Below are 12,432 nucleotides of genomic sequence, written 5' to 3'. Positions count from 1 at the left end.
GCGGCCACCTGGGTTGCTCCCGCGTCCGGTGGAGCCCGGCCCCTGCGGGAAGGAAATTCATGCACAACAAATGCCGCCCCGCGTCCCGAGACGCGGAAACGGCGGCAATCTGTCTAGCAGGCCGCGACCCTTAGCCGGTCACGACACATGCGTCAAGTGCGGCATCGATCTGATCGGCCACCGCCTCGATCGACTGCATGCCGTCGATGGCGCTGAGCTGGCCGCGCTCCCGGTAGTACGGCGCGACGATCGCGGTATCCCGATTGTACGCATCGAGCCGCTGCCGGAAGATCACCGGATCGTCGTCCTTGCGGACCGGCTCGCCATTTGCCCGGGCTTCTTCCGCCCGCTTGACGATCCGGTCGACGAGCGCGGTCTGGTCGACCTGCAGCTCCAGCACGAGATCGAGCTTCAACTCCTTCTCGGCCAGCATCTTGTCCAGAGCCTCGGCCTGGGCAACCGTCCGCGGAAAACCGTCGAGGATGAACCCCTTGGCCGCGTCCGGCTCCTCGATGCGGTCGGCAACGATGCCGATCACGATCTCGTCGGAGACCAAACCGCCCGCTTCCATCACCGCCTTGGCCTGGAGCCCGATCGGGGTCTCCGCCGCCACTGCCGCACGGAGCATATCGCCCGTCGACAGCTGCGGAATACCGTGCTTCTTCACCAGGCGCGTGGCCTGTGTCCCTTTTCCGGCCCCCGGTGGGCCAAGAAAAATCAGCCTCATCTACGCTTCCCCCTGAGCTTCGCTTTCTTCACCAGTCCCTCGTACTGATGCGCAAGCAGATGGCCCTGGATCTGGGAAACCGTATCCATGGTCACGCTGACGACGATCAGCAGCGAGGTGCCACCGAAGTAGAACGGAACGCCAGTCGCGGAAATGAGGAATTCGGGTAATAGACAGACCAGGACGATGTAGATCGCGCCAACGCTGGTGATCCGGGTCAGCACGTAATCAATGTACTGCGCGGTCCGCTCTCCCGGACGGATGCCCGGAATGAAGCCCCCGTGCTTCTTCAGATTGTCGGCCGTATCGGTCGGATTGAACACGATCGCCGTGTAGAAATAACAGAAGAAGACGATCAGCGCCGCATAGAGCAGCATATAGAGCGGCTGGCCGTGGCCGAGCAGCGCCGTCACCGTCGTCAGGATGCTGTCTTCCCCACCGGTGGTACCAAGGCCCGAAATGGTGGCCGGAACCAGCAAGAGCGACGAGGCGAAGATCGGCGGAATCACACCGGCGGTGTTCAGCTTGAGCGGCAGGAACGAGGTGTTGCCCTCGAACATGCGGTTGCCCATCTGCCGCTTCGGATACTGGATCAGCAGCCGGCGCTGCGCCCGCTCCATGAACACGATCAACGCGATCACCGCCACCGACAGCAGGATGATGCCGAGGATGATCGGCGTCGCCAGCGCGCCCTGCCGTCCCAGCTCCAGCGTCGAGACGATGGCCGCCGGCAGACCGGCGACGATGCCGGCGAAGATGATCAGCGAGATACCGTTGCCGATGCCGCGCGCGGTGATCTGCTCACCCAGCCACATCAGGAACATGGTGCCGCCGACCAGCGAGATCACCGCGGAAATGCGGAAGAACCAGCCCGGATCGACCACCACATTGGTCGCCCCTTCGAGCCCGATGGCAATGCCGTAGGCCTGGAAGGTCGCCAGCACCACCGTGCCGTAACGGGTATACTGGTTGATCACCTTGCGGCCCTGTTCCCCTTCCTTCTTGAGCTGCTCAAGCGAAGGAACGACCGAGGTCAGAAGCTGGATGATGATCGAGGCGGAGATATACGGCATGATGCCGAGCGCCAGGATCGCCATGCGCTCCACGGCACCGCCGGTGAACATGTTGAACAGCCCGACAATGCCCTGCTGCGCCTGGCCAAAGGCCTGTGCGAAGGCCTCCGGGTTGATTCCGGGCAGCGGCACATAGGTGCCGAACCGATACACAAGAAGCGCACCCAGTGTGAACCAGATACGCTTCTTCAATTCCTCGGCTTTTGCGAAAGCTGAAAAATTCAGATTAGCCGCAAGCTGTTCGGCCGCTGATGCCATTCCGGGCTCCGGTCACTATGTGCAGGCAGAAAAGGGGGAACCCCAGGCTTATTCAGCCTGGGATCCGATAATCGCAACCTTGCCGCCGGCCTTTTCGACCGCGGCAATGGCCGCCTTGGACGCGCCGGCGACCTCGAAGGTCACCTTGGCGGTCAGCTCGCCGTTCGACAGGAGGCGGACGCCATCCTTGACGCGGCGGACGACACCGGCGGCCTTGAGCGCTTCGACCGTCACGGTCTGCGAGGCGTCGAGCTTGCCAGCATCGATCGCCTTCTGCACCCGGCCAACGCTCACGGCGTTGAAGGATTTGGCGAAGATGTTGGTGAAGCCGCGCTTCGGCAGGCGACGATGCAGCGGCATCTGGCCACCCTCGAAGCCCTTGATCGCGACGCCCGAGCGGGACTTCTGACCCTTGACGCCACGGCCGCCGGTCTTGCCCTTGCCCGAACCGATACCGCGACCGACGCGCGTGCGTTCCTTGGTCGCGCCCGGATTGTCCCGGAGTTCATTGAGTTTCATGTTCTGTCTCCCGATCCCTTACGCGTCTTCGACGACGCGCACGAGATGCTGAACCTTGCGGATCATGCCACGCACTTCCGGCGTGTCCTTCAGCGTCGAGCGGCGGTGCATCTTGTTCAGGCCGAGGCCGACGAGCGTTGCCCGCTGGTCCTTCGGGCGCCGCAACGGGCTACCGATCTGCTCGACCGTGACGGTCTTTTCGCTGTTCGCCATCAAACCAAGCCTTTCTAAGCTGGGGTCAACCGTACCGAGGTTCAAGCCTCGGCGCCGGCCTGTGCCCCATCGTCGATGTCACGGCGACGGGCCTGGATCTGCGAAACCTTGAGACCGCGACGCGCAGCAACCGAGCGCGGGCTGTCTTCTTTCTTCAGGGCTTCGAAGGTGGCACGCACCATGTTGTAGGGGTTCGCCGAGCCGATCGACTTCGCCACCACGTCCTGGACCCCAAGGGTCTCGAACACGGCGCGCATCGGGCCGCCCGCGATGATACCGGTACCGGCCGGAGCCGCACGCAGGAACACCTTGCCCGCGCCATGCCGTCCGGCGACATCGTGATGCAGGGTCCGGCCTTCGCGCAGCGGAACCCGGATCATCGACCGCTTGGCAGCTTCCGTCGCCTTGCGGATCGCTTCCGGCACTTCCCGCGCCTTGCCATGGCCGAAACCGACCCGGCCCTTCTGATCGCCAACAACGACCAGTGCGGCAAATCCGAACCGGCGACCACCCTTCACGACCTTCGCGACGCGGTTGATGTGAACGAGCTTGTCGACAAACTCGCTGTCACGCTCGCCGCCGCGATCCCGTGTGTCCTGTCTCGCCATAATTTTCGCTTCCGTTTATCTGTGAGCGTCTCGCAGAGGGACGATCAGAATTCCAGCCCGCCCTCGCGCGCGGCATCCGCCAGCGCCTTGACACGCCCATGATAGATGTAGCCACCGCGGTCGAACACGACCTGGGTGACACCGGCGGCTTTCGCGCGCTCCGCGATCAGCTTGCCGACGGCAGCGGCAGCGGCCGCATCGGCACCGGTCTTCAGACCGTCGCGAATGTCCTTCTCGATCGTCGAGGCGGACGCCAGGGTATGGCCCTTCGCATCGTCGATGATCTGCGCGTAAATCTGCTTGGAAGAGCGGAACACCGACAGACGCGGGCGGCCGTTCATCACCTTCTTGATCGAACGACGGACGCGGTCGCGGCGGCGCTCGAAGCTTGAATTTGTCTTCGCCATGATCCGGTCCGTTACTTCTTCTTGCCTTCCTTGCGAACGATGAATTCGTCCGCATAGCGAATGCCCTTGCCCTTGTAGGGCTCCGGCGGACGGTAGGCGCGGATTTCCGCCGCGACCTGACCGACACGCTGCTTGTCCATGCCCGACACGACGATCTCGGTCGGCTTCGGGCACTTCACCTCGATGCCTTCCGGCACCGCGTAGACAACGTCGTGCGAAAAGCCAAGCGCGAGCTGCAGGTTCCGGCCCTGCACCTGAGCGCGGTAACCGACACCGGTGATCTCCAGCTTCTTTTCGAAGCCGGCGCTCACGCCGGTGATCAGGTTCGCGATCATGGTGCGGGACATACCCCACATCGCACGCGCCGGCTTGCTGTCGACGCTGGGATCGACCTTGATCCCATCATCCGTCATTTCGGCCAGAACCAGGCTGTTGAGCGCGAAGGACATCTGTCCCTTCGGGCCCTTGACCTCAACATTCCGACCGTTGATCGTTGCCGTTACCCCGCTCGGCACGGGGACTGGCTTCTTGCCAATTCGAGACATATGACCAACCTGTCCAGTTTGCGTTCCGCGAGTCCTCTAGGGCCGCATCAGAAGATGCGGCAGAGGACCTCGCCACCCACGTTGTTTTCCCGGGCATCGTGATCGCTCATCACGCCGCGCGGCGTGGAAAGGATCGAAACCCCGAGACCGTTCGAAACCCGCGGGATATTCTTCACCGAAGAATACACCCGCCGACCCGGCTTCGAGACCCGCTCGATGCTGCGGATCACCGGCTCGCCGTCGAAGTACTTCAGCTCGATCTCGAGCTCGGACTTGCCGCCCTCGTATTCCACGGTGGAGTAACCGCGGATATACCCTTCAGCAGCCAAAACGTCGAGTACATGTTCACGCAACTTTGACGCGGGCGTCGAGACCTTGCTCTTGCGCCGCATCTGAGCGTTGCGGATCCGGGTGAGCATATCGCCCAAGGGATCGGAAAGCGCCATCTAACGTCTCCTTACCAGCTCGACTTGACCAGGCCCGGGATCAAACCCTTGGAGCCCAGCTCGCGAAGCGCCACGCGCGACATCTTCAACTTGCGGTAGAAACCGCGCGGACGCCCGGTTACCTCGCAACGGTTGCGCACACGAATCGGCGCGGAGTTGCGCGGCAGTTTCGCCAGCTTCAACCGTGCCGCATAGCGCTCTTCCAGCGTCAGCGTCTCGTCCTTCGACTGCGCCTTCAGCTCGGCACGCTTTTCCGCGTATTTCTTAACGAGCCGCTCGCGCCGCTTGTTCTTCTCGATCGCGCTCTTCTTCGCCATCGTCTGTCCTCGTTCTTTCCCGCTCGATTATTTGCGGAACGGGAAGTTGAACGCGCGCAGAAGCTCGCGCGCCTCGTCATCGTTGTCGGCAGTGGTGCAGACCACCACGTCCATGCCCCAGATCTGATCAACCTTGTCGTAGTTGATTTCCGGGAAAACGATGTGCTCCTTGATGCCCGTCGCGTAGTTACCGCGCCCGTCGAAGCTCTTCGGGTTCAGGCCACGGAAGTCACGCACCCGAGGCAGGGCGATGGTGATGAGCCGGTCGAGGAACTCATACATCCGCTCGCCGCGCAGCGTCACCTTGGCGCCCAGCGGCATGCCTTCACGCACCTTGAAGGTCGCGATCGACTTGCGCGCGGTGGTGATGACCGGCTTCTGACCGGCGATCATCGCCAGATCTTCAGCGGCGATCTTCGCCTTCTTGCTGTCCGCGACGGCCTCGCCGACACCCATGTTGAGAACGATCTTCTCAAGCGCGGGAATCTGCATCGGATTCTGGTAGTTGAACTTTTCCTGCAACAGCGGACGGATCTTCTCAAGGTATTCCGTCTTCAGCCGCGGCGCGGTCTTGGTCTCAGCCATCGATCAGATCTCCCGAGCGCTTGGCCACGCGCACCTTGGTGCCGTCGTCGTTGACACGGAACCCGACGCGGGTCGGCTTGCCATCCTTGGGATCGGCGAGCGCCAGGTTCGAGATATGAACCGGCAGTTCCTTGCTGATGATACCGCCTTCCGCCTGAGCGGTCTGGCGCTGGTGCCGCTGGACGACATTGACGCCGCGAACCAGCGCCTTGTCTTCCTTCGGCAGGATCTGCACGATCTCGCCGGTCTTGCCCTTGTCGCGACCGGTCAGTACGACGACCTTGTCGCCCTTCTTGATCTTAGCGGCCATTAGAGCACCTCCGGTGCAAGCGAGATCACTTTCATGTGCTGCTTCGCACGCAGTTCCCGCGGAACCGGCCCGAAAATACGGGTCCCGATCGGTTCCTTGTTGTTGTTGACCAGAACCGCCGCATTGCGGTCGAATCGGATCACTGAGCCGTCGGCCCGGCGGATATCCTTCGCCGTACGCACGACGACCGCTTTCATCACGTCGCCCTTCTTGACGCGCCCGCGCGGATTTGCCTCCTTCACGCTGACGACGATGATGTCGCCAACGCTGGCATATTTCCGCTTCGAGCCGCCGAGCACTTTGATGCACATGACACGACGGGCGCCGGAATTATCCGCCACGTCGAGGTTTGTTTGCATCTGAATCATGACTGGCCGCCTTGTTCTTCTTTCACCGCGTCCGTGACCGGACGCCGGACGTCACGTCAGTCCGCAGTCGAGCCTTCGACAACGGTCCAGGTTTTGTTCTTCGAGATCGGCGCGCATTCCTGGATGGAGACGGTGTCCCCGACCTGATGTGCGTTGGTCTCGTCATGCGCCCGATACTTCTTCGAGCGGCGAACGGTCTTCTTGAACAACGGGTGGGTGAAGCGACGCTCCACACGAACCGTTACCGTCTTGTCATTGGCGTTGCTCACCACGACGCCCTGCAGCACGCGTTTCGGCATCTCGGTCTCCTTACGCGCTGGTCGCCACGCGCTTTTCGCGCATGATCGTCTGAATGCGGGCAATGTCGCGCCGCACCTGGCGCACACGCGCCGTATTCTCAAGCTGGCCGGTCGCCCGCTGGAAGCGCAGGTTGAACTGCTCCTTCTTCAGGCTTTCCAGATCGGTTCCCAGCTCGTCCAGGGTCTTTGCCCGAACGTCCGTTGCCTTCATGGCACTTATCTCCTCGTCACGCCTAGTCGGCGATCCGCTGAACGAAACGGCACTTGATCGGCAGTTTCGCAGCCGCCAGGCGCATCGCTTCGCGTGCCGTGTCTTCCGGCACTCCGTCGATTTCGAACATGATCCGCCCGGGCTTGACCTTGGCGGCCCAGTAGTCCGGCGAACCCTTACCCTTACCCATACGCACTTCGGTCGGCTTCGACGACACCGGCACATCCGGGAAAATGCGGATCCAGACACGTCCCGCACGCTTCATGTGTCGGGTCATGGCACGACGGGCCGCCTCGATCTGACGAGCGGTCACCCGCTCCGGCTCAACGGCCTTCAGGCCGAAGGCGCCGAAATTGAGATCGGTACCACCCTTGGCAGTGCCATGGATCCGGCCCTTGTGCTGCTTGCGGAACTTTGTTCGCTTTGGTTGCAGCATCGCTCTTCTCTCGCTTCTCTCTTGTCCAAGACCCGACCGGCGCCGTTAGGCTGCGCGGCCGCGCTCGCGGCGTCCGCCGCCCTGGTTCGACCCATCGCCCTCGACCGCGCGCCGCTCGGACGCCATCGGATCGTGCTCCAGGATCTCACCCTTGAAAATCCAGACCTTGACGCCACAGGTGCCATAGGCCGTGTGTGCGGTTGCTGTGCCATAATCGATGTCCGCGCGCAACGTGTGCAGCGGCACCCGGCCCTCGCGATACCACTCGGTCCGTGCGATTTCCGCACCGCCGAGACGGCCGCCGCAGTTGATGCGGATGCCCTGGGCACCCATACGCATCGCCGACTGCACCGAACGCTTCATCGCCCGGCGGAAAGCCACGCGGCGTTCCAGCTGCTGTGCGATCGAATCGGCCACCAGCTGAGCGTCCACCTCCGGCTTGCGCACTTCAACGATGTTGATGTGCACATCCGAGTTGGTGATCTGCGACAGAGCCTTGCGCAGCTTCTCGATGTCCGCGCCCTTCTTGCCGATCACCACACCCGGACGACCGGAATGAACGGTGACGCGGCACTTGCGGTGCGGACGCTCGACCACGACCTTGGAGACCGCCGCCTGCTTCAGCGCCTTGAGGATGTACTCCCGAATGCGGAAGTCCTCGTGCAGAAGCTGACCGTACTCGCCCTTGTCGGCGTACCAGCGGGAATCCCAGGTCCGGTTGATCCCGAGACGCAGGCCGATCGGATTGACTTTATGTCCCATCAGGCAGTCTCCTCGACTTCGCGGACGACGATGGTCAGGTTCGAAAACGGCTTTTCGATCCGACCGACACGGCCGCGGGCTCGTGCCTGGAACCGCTTGATAACAAATGCCTTGCCCACATGCGCCTCGGCGACGATCAGGTTGTCGACGTCGAGATCGTGGTTGTTCTCGGCATTGGCGACCGCAGACATCAGCGCCTTCTTGACATCCCCGGAAATCCGCTTGCGCGAGAACGTCAGGTCGGAAAGAGCCTTTTCGACCTTCATGCCGCGGATCGATGCCGCGACAAGGTTCAGCTTGCGCGGGGAGACGCGCAACATGCGGGCGACCGCCTTTGCCTCGTTGTCGGCGAGCGCGCGCTCACCCTTCGGCTTGCCCATCGTTACTTCCTCTTCGCCTTCTTGTCGGCGCCGTGGCCGTAATAGGTCCGGGACGGCGAGAACTCACCGAACTTGTGACCGATCATGTCTTCGGACACCAGAACAGGGATATGCTTCTGGCCGTTGTAAACGCCAAAGGTCAGACCAACGAACTGCGGCAGGATTGTCGACCGCCGGCTCCAGATCTTGATGACCTCATTGCGCCCGGAGGCGCGGACCTTATCTGCCTTCTTCAGCACAAAGCCGTCGACAAACGGGCCTTTCCAAACAGAACGTGCCATGACCGGCCCCTCTTATTTCTTGCGCGCGTGGCGGCTGCGGACGATGTACTTGTCCGTGGCCTTGTTGCGCCGTGTGCGCTTGCCCTTGGTCGGCTTGCCCCAGGGGGTAACCGGATGACGACCACCGGAGGTACGACCCTCACCGCCACCATGCGGGTGATCGACCGGGTTCATGGCCACACCGCGAACATGCGGGCGACGTCCGATCCAGCGCGACCGACCGGCCTTGCCCAGATTGACGTTGCCATGGTCCGGGTTGGACACGGCGCCGATGGTGGCCATGCAGGTGCCGAGAACCCGGCGCTGCTCACCCGACATCAGACGGATGGTGGTGTAGCCCTGGTCGCGACCGACGATCTGCACGTAGGCACCGGCGGAGCGGGCGATCTGACCGCCCTTGCCCGGCTTCATCTCCACATTGTGGACGATGGTGCCGACCGGAATGGAGGCCAGCGGCATCGCATTGCCCGGCTTCACGTCGACCGACTTGCCGGCCACAACCTTGTCCCCAACGGCGAGCCGCTGCGGAGCCAGGATGTAGGACAGCTCGCCGTCCTCATACTTGATGAGGGCGATGAACGCAGTCCGGTTGGGATCGTATTCGATCCGCTCCACCGTGGCGAACAGATCCGCCTTGGTGCGCTTGAAATCGATCACCCGGTACCGCCGCTTGTGACCACCGCCCCGGTTCGGGGAGGTGGTGCGACCGGTGTTGTTGCGACCGCCGGACTTGGAAAGCCCCTCGGTCAGCGTCTTGACCGGCTTGCCCTTGTAGAGCGCCGCACGGTCGACGAGAACCAGCTGGCGGCGACCGGGCGATGTCGGATTAAAGGTCTTGAGTGCCATGTTTCCTTACCCCGCCCTTAAAGGCCCGTGGTGACGTCGATGGACTGACCGTCCTGCAACGTCACAACCGCTTTCTTGACGTCGGACTGCTGCCCGAGGCGTCCGCGGAACCGCTTCTGCTTGCCCTTGCGGACCAGCGTGTTCACGGCCGTCACCTTGACCCCGAACAGGGCCTCGACCGCTGCCTTGATCTCAGGCTTGGTCGCAGTGCCGGAAACGTTGAACACAACCTTGTTCTGTTCCGATGCGAAGGTCGCCTTTTCGGTGATCACCGGCGAGACGATCGTGTCGAAGTGCTTCAGCGTCGTCATTTGAACCGCTCCTCCAGAGCCGACACAGCAGCCTTGGTCAGGATCAGCTTCTCGCGCCGCAGGATGTCGAAGACATTGATGCCTTCGATCGGCAGCACGTCGAATGCCGGGATGTTGCGGGCCGCCAGCCGGAAGTTGCTGTCGATCTCGCTGCCATCGATCACCAGGACGTTGGAAAAGCCGAGCTTGTCCAGACGGGCGCTCAGCGCCTTGGTCTTGGCTTCGGTCGCCTTCGCCTCGTCGACGATGATCAGGCCTTCGGACTTCACCTTGGCCGACAGGGCATGACGCAGGCCGAGCGCGCGGATCTTCTTGGGAAGATCATGCGCATGGCTGCGGACCACCGGTCCATGCGCCTTGCCACCACCGCGGAACTGCGGAGCCTTCTTGTTACCGTGACGTGCGCCGCCGGTACCCTTCTGGCGGACGAACTTCTTCGTCGTCCCGCTGATTTCCGAACGCTGCAGCGCCTTGTGCGTGCCAGCCTGCCGCTTGGCAAGCTGCCAGCGCACCACGCGGTGGATCAGGTCGGTGCGCGGCTCGAGACCGAAGATCTCATCCGACACCGTGATCGAACCGGCGGCAGCCCCTTCGAGGGTCTTTACCTCAAGTTCCATCACTCGCTCTCCTTCTCGACCGCGACAGCGGCTTCAGCAGCGCGGAACCCGCCAGGCATCGGCACGCCGTCCGGCAGCGCCTTCTTGACGGCATCGCGAATGACGATCCAGCCACCCTTCGAACCCGGGACGGCGCCCTGGATCATGATCAGGCCGCGCTCCACGTCGGTGCGGACGATCTTCAGGTTCTGCGTCGTCACCTGCTCGGCACCCATGTGGCCGGCCATCTTCTTGCCCTTGAACACCTTGCCGGGGTCCTGGCACTGACCGGTCGAACCATGCGAACGGTGCGAAATCGACACACCGTGCGAGGCGCGCAGGCCACCGAAGTTGTGACGCTTCATGGCACCGGCAAAGCCCTTACCGATCGAGGTGCCCGTGACATCCACGAACTGTCCCTCGACGAAATGGTCGGCCGTGATTTCGGCCCCCACCTCGATCAGGTTCTCCTCAGAGACCCGGAACTCGGCCAGCTTGCGCTTCGGTTCCACCTTCGCGATCGCGAAGTGGCCCCGCATTGCCCGCGGCGTATTCTTAACCTTGGCCAGACCGGCGCCAACCTGCAGCGCGGTGTAACCATTCTTCTCTTCCGTCCGGTGAGCAACAACCTGACAGTTTTCGAGCTTCAGTACCGTCACCGGCACATGCTCTCCCGCATCATTATAAATGCGGGTCATGCCCACCTTCTGTGCGATCACTCCAGAACGCATCGGCGTGTCCCCTTGTGAGCGCCTTACAGCTTGATCTCGACGTCGACACCAGCGGCGAGGTCGAGCTTCATCAGCGCGTCCACCGTCTGCGGCGTCGGATCAACGATGTCGAGGAGGCGCTTGTGAGTGCGCATCTCGAACTGATCACGGCTTTTCTTGTCGATATGCGGTCCGCGAAGCACGGTGTACTTCTCGATCCGCGTGGGCAGCGGCACGGGGCCGCGCACTTGTGCACCGGTCCGTTTCGCCGTGTTGACGATCTCGCGGGTCGACGCATCGAGTACGCGATGGTCGAACGCCTTGAGACGGATCCGAATGTTTTGACCGTTCATGTCTCAGTCCCCATGCGGGCCGCGGTGCCGGTTATCCGGCCCCGCGGGTCTCGCTTTGTTACTCGATGATCGAGGCGACGACGCCGGCGCCAACGGTGCGGCCACCTTCGCGGATGGCGAAACGCAGGCCGTCTTCCATCGCGATCGGCACGATCAGCGTCACAACAACCGACACGTTGTCGCCCGGCATCACCATCTCGGTGCCTTCCGGCAGCTCGACCACGCCCGTCACGTCGGTCGTGCGGAAGTAGAACTGCGGACGGTAGTTGGTGAAGAACGGCGTGTGACGGCCACCCTCTTCCTTCGTCAGGATGTACGCCTCGGCGTTGAACTTGGTGTGCGGCGTCACCGAACCCGGCTTGCACAGCACCTGACCACGCTCAACGTCCTCACGGCCGATGCCGCGGATCAGCGCGCCGATGTTGTCGCCAGCTTCGCCCTGGTCGAGCAGCTTGCGGAACATCTCGACGCCGGTCACCGTCGTCTTCTTGGTGTCGCGGATGCCGACGATCTCGACTTCCTCGCCAACCTTGACGACACCGCGCTCCACGCGGCCGGTCACAACCGTGCCACGACCGGAGATCGAGAACACGTCCTCGATCGGCATCAGGAACGGCAGGTCAACCGGACGCTCCGGGGTCGGGATGTACTCGTCGACCGCAGCCATCAGCTCGGCGATCTTCTCCGCGCCGATCGACGGATCGCGATCCTCAAGGGCCGCAAGCGCCGAACCGGCAACGATCGGAATGTCGTCGCCCGGGAACTCGTAGGACGAAAGCAGCTCGCGCACTTCCATCTCGACCAGCTCCAGGAGCTCCTCGTCGTCGACCTGATCGACCTTGTTCAGGAACACCACCAGCGCCGGAACGCC

24 protein-coding genes are annotated in these 12,432 nt (G+C 62.7%); all 24 read right to left on the bottom strand.

Translation table 11 applies throughout. The annotated features are described in order from the left end of the window. Positions 1–130: 130 nt before the first annotated feature. Complete coding sequence (locus LC062_RS18485; protein WP_224912493.1) at positions 131–727, bottom strand: adenylate kinase; 597 nt, start codon at positions 725–727, stop codon at positions 131–133. Beyond that, on the bottom strand, positions 724–2,058 hold the full coding sequence (gene secY, locus LC062_RS18480; RefSeq protein WP_224912492.1) for a preprotein translocase subunit SecY: 1,335 nt from the start codon (positions 2,056–2,058) through the stop codon (positions 724–726). The genes LC062_RS18485 and secY overlap by 4 nt, the downstream gene beginning before the upstream one ends. Before the next feature lie 48 nt (positions 2,059–2,106). Continuing rightward, positions 2,107–2,577, bottom strand: a complete 471-nt coding sequence (gene rplO / locus LC062_RS18475; RefSeq protein ID WP_181758817.1) for a 50S ribosomal protein L15 — start codon at positions 2,575–2,577, stop codon at positions 2,107–2,109. Positions 2,578–2,595: 18 nt separating this feature from the next. After that, the gene (rpmD, locus tag LC062_RS18470) at positions 2,596–2,790 is read right to left on the bottom strand and encodes a 50S ribosomal protein L30 (RefSeq protein WP_181758816.1); all 195 of its coding nucleotides are present in this window, start codon (positions 2,788–2,790) and stop codon (positions 2,596–2,598) included. A gap of 41 nt (positions 2,791–2,831) precedes the next feature. Then, on the bottom strand, positions 2,832–3,398 hold the full coding sequence (rpsE, locus tag LC062_RS18465; protein WP_224912491.1) for a 30S ribosomal protein S5: 567 nt from the start codon (positions 3,396–3,398) through the stop codon (positions 2,832–2,834). 44 nt (positions 3,399–3,442) lie between these two features. Further along, positions 3,443–3,805 (bottom strand): 50S ribosomal protein L18, encoded by a 363-nt coding sequence (gene rplR / locus LC062_RS18460; protein WP_224912490.1) that lies wholly within the window; start codon positions 3,803–3,805, stop codon positions 3,443–3,445. Between the two features lie 11 nt (positions 3,806–3,816). Continuing rightward, positions 3,817–4,350 carry a 50S ribosomal protein L6 gene (gene rplF / locus LC062_RS18455; protein WP_224912489.1) on the bottom strand — a complete coding sequence of 178 codons (534 nt, stop codon included), beginning with the start codon at positions 4,348–4,350 and terminating at the stop codon, positions 3,817–3,819. A gap of 47 nt (positions 4,351–4,397) precedes the next feature. Further along, positions 4,398–4,796 carry a 30S ribosomal protein S8 gene (gene rpsH / locus LC062_RS18450; protein ID WP_181758812.1) on the bottom strand — a complete coding sequence of 133 codons (399 nt, stop codon included), beginning with the start codon at positions 4,794–4,796 and terminating at the stop codon, positions 4,398–4,400. Between the two features lie 11 nt (positions 4,797–4,807). Further along, entirely contained in the window at positions 4,808–5,113 is a 306-nt protein-coding gene (gene rpsN / locus LC062_RS18445) for a 30S ribosomal protein S14 (RefSeq protein ID WP_224912488.1), read from the bottom strand. A 27-nt stretch (positions 5,114–5,140) separates the two neighbouring features. Continuing rightward, positions 5,141–5,698, bottom strand: coding sequence for a 50S ribosomal protein L5 (gene rplE / locus LC062_RS18440; protein ID WP_224912487.1), 558 nt, complete (start codon positions 5,696–5,698; stop codon positions 5,141–5,143). Next, positions 5,691–6,008 carry a 50S ribosomal protein L24 gene (gene rplX / locus LC062_RS18435; RefSeq protein ID WP_181758809.1) on the bottom strand — a complete coding sequence of 106 codons (318 nt, stop codon included), beginning with the start codon at positions 6,006–6,008 and terminating at the stop codon, positions 5,691–5,693. Before rplX ends, rplE begins: the two co-directional genes overlap by 8 nt. After that, on the bottom strand, positions 6,008–6,376 hold the full coding sequence (gene rplN, locus LC062_RS18430; RefSeq protein ID WP_181758808.1) for a 50S ribosomal protein L14: 369 nt from the start codon (positions 6,374–6,376) through the stop codon (positions 6,008–6,010). The genes rplX and rplN overlap by 1 nt, the downstream gene beginning before the upstream one ends. Positions 6,377–6,432: 56 nt before the next feature. After that, a complete protein-coding gene (rpsQ, locus tag LC062_RS18425; protein ID WP_181758807.1) occupies positions 6,433–6,675 on the bottom strand; it encodes a 30S ribosomal protein S17 in 243 nt (80 codons plus the stop codon). A gap of 10 nt (positions 6,676–6,685) precedes the next feature. Then, entirely contained in the window at positions 6,686–6,886 is a 201-nt protein-coding gene (gene rpmC / locus LC062_RS18420) for a 50S ribosomal protein L29 (protein WP_181758806.1), read from the bottom strand. A 22-nt stretch (positions 6,887–6,908) separates the two neighbouring features. Next, positions 6,909–7,322 carry a 50S ribosomal protein L16 gene (gene rplP / locus LC062_RS18415; RefSeq protein ID WP_029057575.1) on the bottom strand — a complete coding sequence of 138 codons (414 nt, stop codon included), beginning with the start codon at positions 7,320–7,322 and terminating at the stop codon, positions 6,909–6,911. A 45-nt stretch (positions 7,323–7,367) separates the two neighbouring features. Further along, positions 7,368–8,084: a 30S ribosomal protein S3 gene (rpsC, locus tag LC062_RS18410; protein ID WP_181758805.1), complete on the bottom strand. Its 717-nt coding sequence runs from the start codon at positions 8,082–8,084 to the stop codon at positions 7,368–7,370. Then, positions 8,084–8,464: a 50S ribosomal protein L22 gene (rplV, locus tag LC062_RS18405; RefSeq protein ID WP_224912486.1), complete on the bottom strand. Its 381-nt coding sequence runs from the start codon at positions 8,462–8,464 to the stop codon at positions 8,084–8,086. Before rplV ends, rpsC begins: the two co-directional genes overlap by 1 nt. A 2-nt stretch (positions 8,465–8,466) precedes the next feature. Next, entirely contained in the window at positions 8,467–8,745 is a 279-nt protein-coding gene (gene rpsS / locus LC062_RS18400; protein ID WP_181758803.1) for a 30S ribosomal protein S19, read from the bottom strand. 12 nt (positions 8,746–8,757) lie between these two features. Continuing rightward, positions 8,758–9,591 carry a 50S ribosomal protein L2 gene (gene rplB / locus LC062_RS18395; protein WP_224912485.1) on the bottom strand — a complete coding sequence of 278 codons (834 nt, stop codon included), beginning with the start codon at positions 9,589–9,591 and terminating at the stop codon, positions 8,758–8,760. A gap of 17 nt (positions 9,592–9,608) precedes the next feature. After that, on the bottom strand, positions 9,609–9,902 hold the full coding sequence (locus LC062_RS18390; protein WP_224912484.1) for a 50S ribosomal protein L23: 294 nt from the start codon (positions 9,900–9,902) through the stop codon (positions 9,609–9,611). Continuing rightward, on the bottom strand, positions 9,899–10,519 hold the full coding sequence (rplD, locus tag LC062_RS18385) for a 50S ribosomal protein L4 (RefSeq protein ID WP_224912483.1): 621 nt from the start codon (positions 10,517–10,519) through the stop codon (positions 9,899–9,901). Before rplD ends, LC062_RS18390 begins: the two co-directional genes overlap by 4 nt. Continuing rightward, positions 10,519–11,229, bottom strand: coding sequence for a 50S ribosomal protein L3 (gene rplC / locus LC062_RS18380; protein ID WP_224912482.1), 711 nt, complete (start codon positions 11,227–11,229; stop codon positions 10,519–10,521). The genes rplD and rplC overlap by 1 nt, the downstream gene beginning before the upstream one ends. A gap of 23 nt (positions 11,230–11,252) precedes the next feature. After that, complete coding sequence (gene rpsJ / locus LC062_RS18375) at positions 11,253–11,561, bottom strand: 30S ribosomal protein S10 (protein ID WP_067216522.1); 309 nt, start codon at positions 11,559–11,561, stop codon at positions 11,253–11,255. Between the two features lie 58 nt (positions 11,562–11,619). Beyond that, positions 11,620–12,432 (bottom strand): elongation factor Tu (locus LC062_RS18370; RefSeq protein WP_224912481.1); only part of this gene is annotated, 813 nt, incomplete at its 5' end.

The sequence above is a fragment of the Stappia indica genome (genome assembly GCF_020177335.1).
Taxonomy (GTDB): domain Bacteria; phylum Pseudomonadota; class Alphaproteobacteria; order Rhizobiales; family Stappiaceae; genus Stappia; species Stappia indica_B.
This window is presented reverse-complemented; position numbering and strand designations above follow the sequence as displayed.

What these genes read in the sequence shown, in the direction of transcription:
- LC062_RS18485 (WP_224912493.1), bottom strand. Translation starts at nt 727, where the DNA reads ATGAGGCTGATTTTTCTTGGCCCACCGGGGGCCGGAAAAGGGACACAG.
- secY (WP_224912492.1), bottom strand. Translation starts at nt 2,058, where the DNA reads ATGGCATCAGCGGCCGAACAGCTTGCGGCTAATCTGAATTTTTCAGCT.
- rplO (WP_181758817.1), bottom strand. Translation starts at nt 2,577, where the DNA reads ATGAAACTCAATGAACTCCGGGACAATCCGGGCGCGACCAAGGAACGC.
- rpmD (WP_181758816.1), bottom strand. Translation starts at nt 2,790, where the DNA reads ATGGCGAACAGCGAAAAGACCGTCACGGTCGAGCAGATCGGTAGCCCG.
- rpsE (WP_224912491.1), bottom strand. Translation starts at nt 3,398, where the DNA reads ATGGCGAGACAGGACACACGGGATCGCGGCGGCGAGCGTGACAGCGAG.
- rplR (WP_224912490.1), bottom strand. Translation starts at nt 3,805, where the DNA reads ATGGCGAAGACAAATTCAAGCTTCGAGCGCCGCCGCGACCGCGTCCGT.
- rplF (WP_224912489.1), bottom strand. Translation starts at nt 4,350, where the DNA reads ATGTCTCGAATTGGCAAGAAGCCAGTCCCCGTGCCGAGCGGGGTAACG.
- rpsH (WP_181758812.1), bottom strand. Translation starts at nt 4,796, where the DNA reads ATGGCGCTTTCCGATCCCTTGGGCGATATGCTCACCCGGATCCGCAAC.
- rpsN (WP_224912488.1), bottom strand. Translation starts at nt 5,113, where the DNA reads ATGGCGAAGAAGAGCGCGATCGAGAAGAACAAGCGGCGCGAGCGGCTC.
- rplE (WP_224912487.1), bottom strand. Translation starts at nt 5,698, where the DNA reads ATGGCTGAGACCAAGACCGCGCCGCGGCTGAAGACGGAATACCTTGAG.
- rplX (WP_181758809.1), bottom strand. Translation starts at nt 6,008, where the DNA reads ATGGCCGCTAAGATCAAGAAGGGCGACAAGGTCGTCGTACTGACCGGT.
- rplN (WP_181758808.1), bottom strand. Translation starts at nt 6,376, where the DNA reads ATGATTCAGATGCAAACAAACCTCGACGTGGCGGATAATTCCGGCGCC.
- rpsQ (WP_181758807.1), bottom strand. Translation starts at nt 6,675, where the DNA reads ATGCCGAAACGCGTGCTGCAGGGCGTCGTGGTGAGCAACGCCAATGAC.
- rpmC (WP_181758806.1), bottom strand. Translation starts at nt 6,886, where the DNA reads ATGAAGGCAACGGACGTTCGGGCAAAGACCCTGGACGAGCTGGGAACC.
- rplP (WP_029057575.1), bottom strand. Translation starts at nt 7,322, where the DNA reads ATGCTGCAACCAAAGCGAACAAAGTTCCGCAAGCAGCACAAGGGCCGG.
- rpsC (WP_181758805.1), bottom strand. Translation starts at nt 8,084, where the DNA reads ATGGGACATAAAGTCAATCCGATCGGCCTGCGTCTCGGGATCAACCGG.
- rplV (WP_224912486.1), bottom strand. Translation starts at nt 8,464, where the DNA reads ATGGGCAAGCCGAAGGGTGAGCGCGCGCTCGCCGACAACGAGGCAAAG.
- rpsS (WP_181758803.1), bottom strand. Translation starts at nt 8,745, where the DNA reads ATGGCACGTTCTGTTTGGAAAGGCCCGTTTGTCGACGGCTTTGTGCTG.
- rplB (WP_224912485.1), bottom strand. Translation starts at nt 9,591, where the DNA reads ATGGCACTCAAGACCTTTAATCCGACATCGCCCGGTCGCCGCCAGCTG.
- LC062_RS18390 (WP_224912484.1), bottom strand. Translation starts at nt 9,902, where the DNA reads ATGACGACGCTGAAGCACTTCGACACGATCGTCTCGCCGGTGATCACC.
- rplD (WP_224912483.1), bottom strand. Translation starts at nt 10,519, where the DNA reads ATGGAACTTGAGGTAAAGACCCTCGAAGGGGCTGCCGCCGGTTCGATC.
- rplC (WP_224912482.1), bottom strand. Translation starts at nt 11,229, where the DNA reads ATGCGTTCTGGAGTGATCGCACAGAAGGTGGGCATGACCCGCATTTAT.
- rpsJ (WP_067216522.1), bottom strand. Translation starts at nt 11,561, where the DNA reads ATGAACGGTCAAAACATTCGGATCCGTCTCAAGGCGTTCGACCATCGC.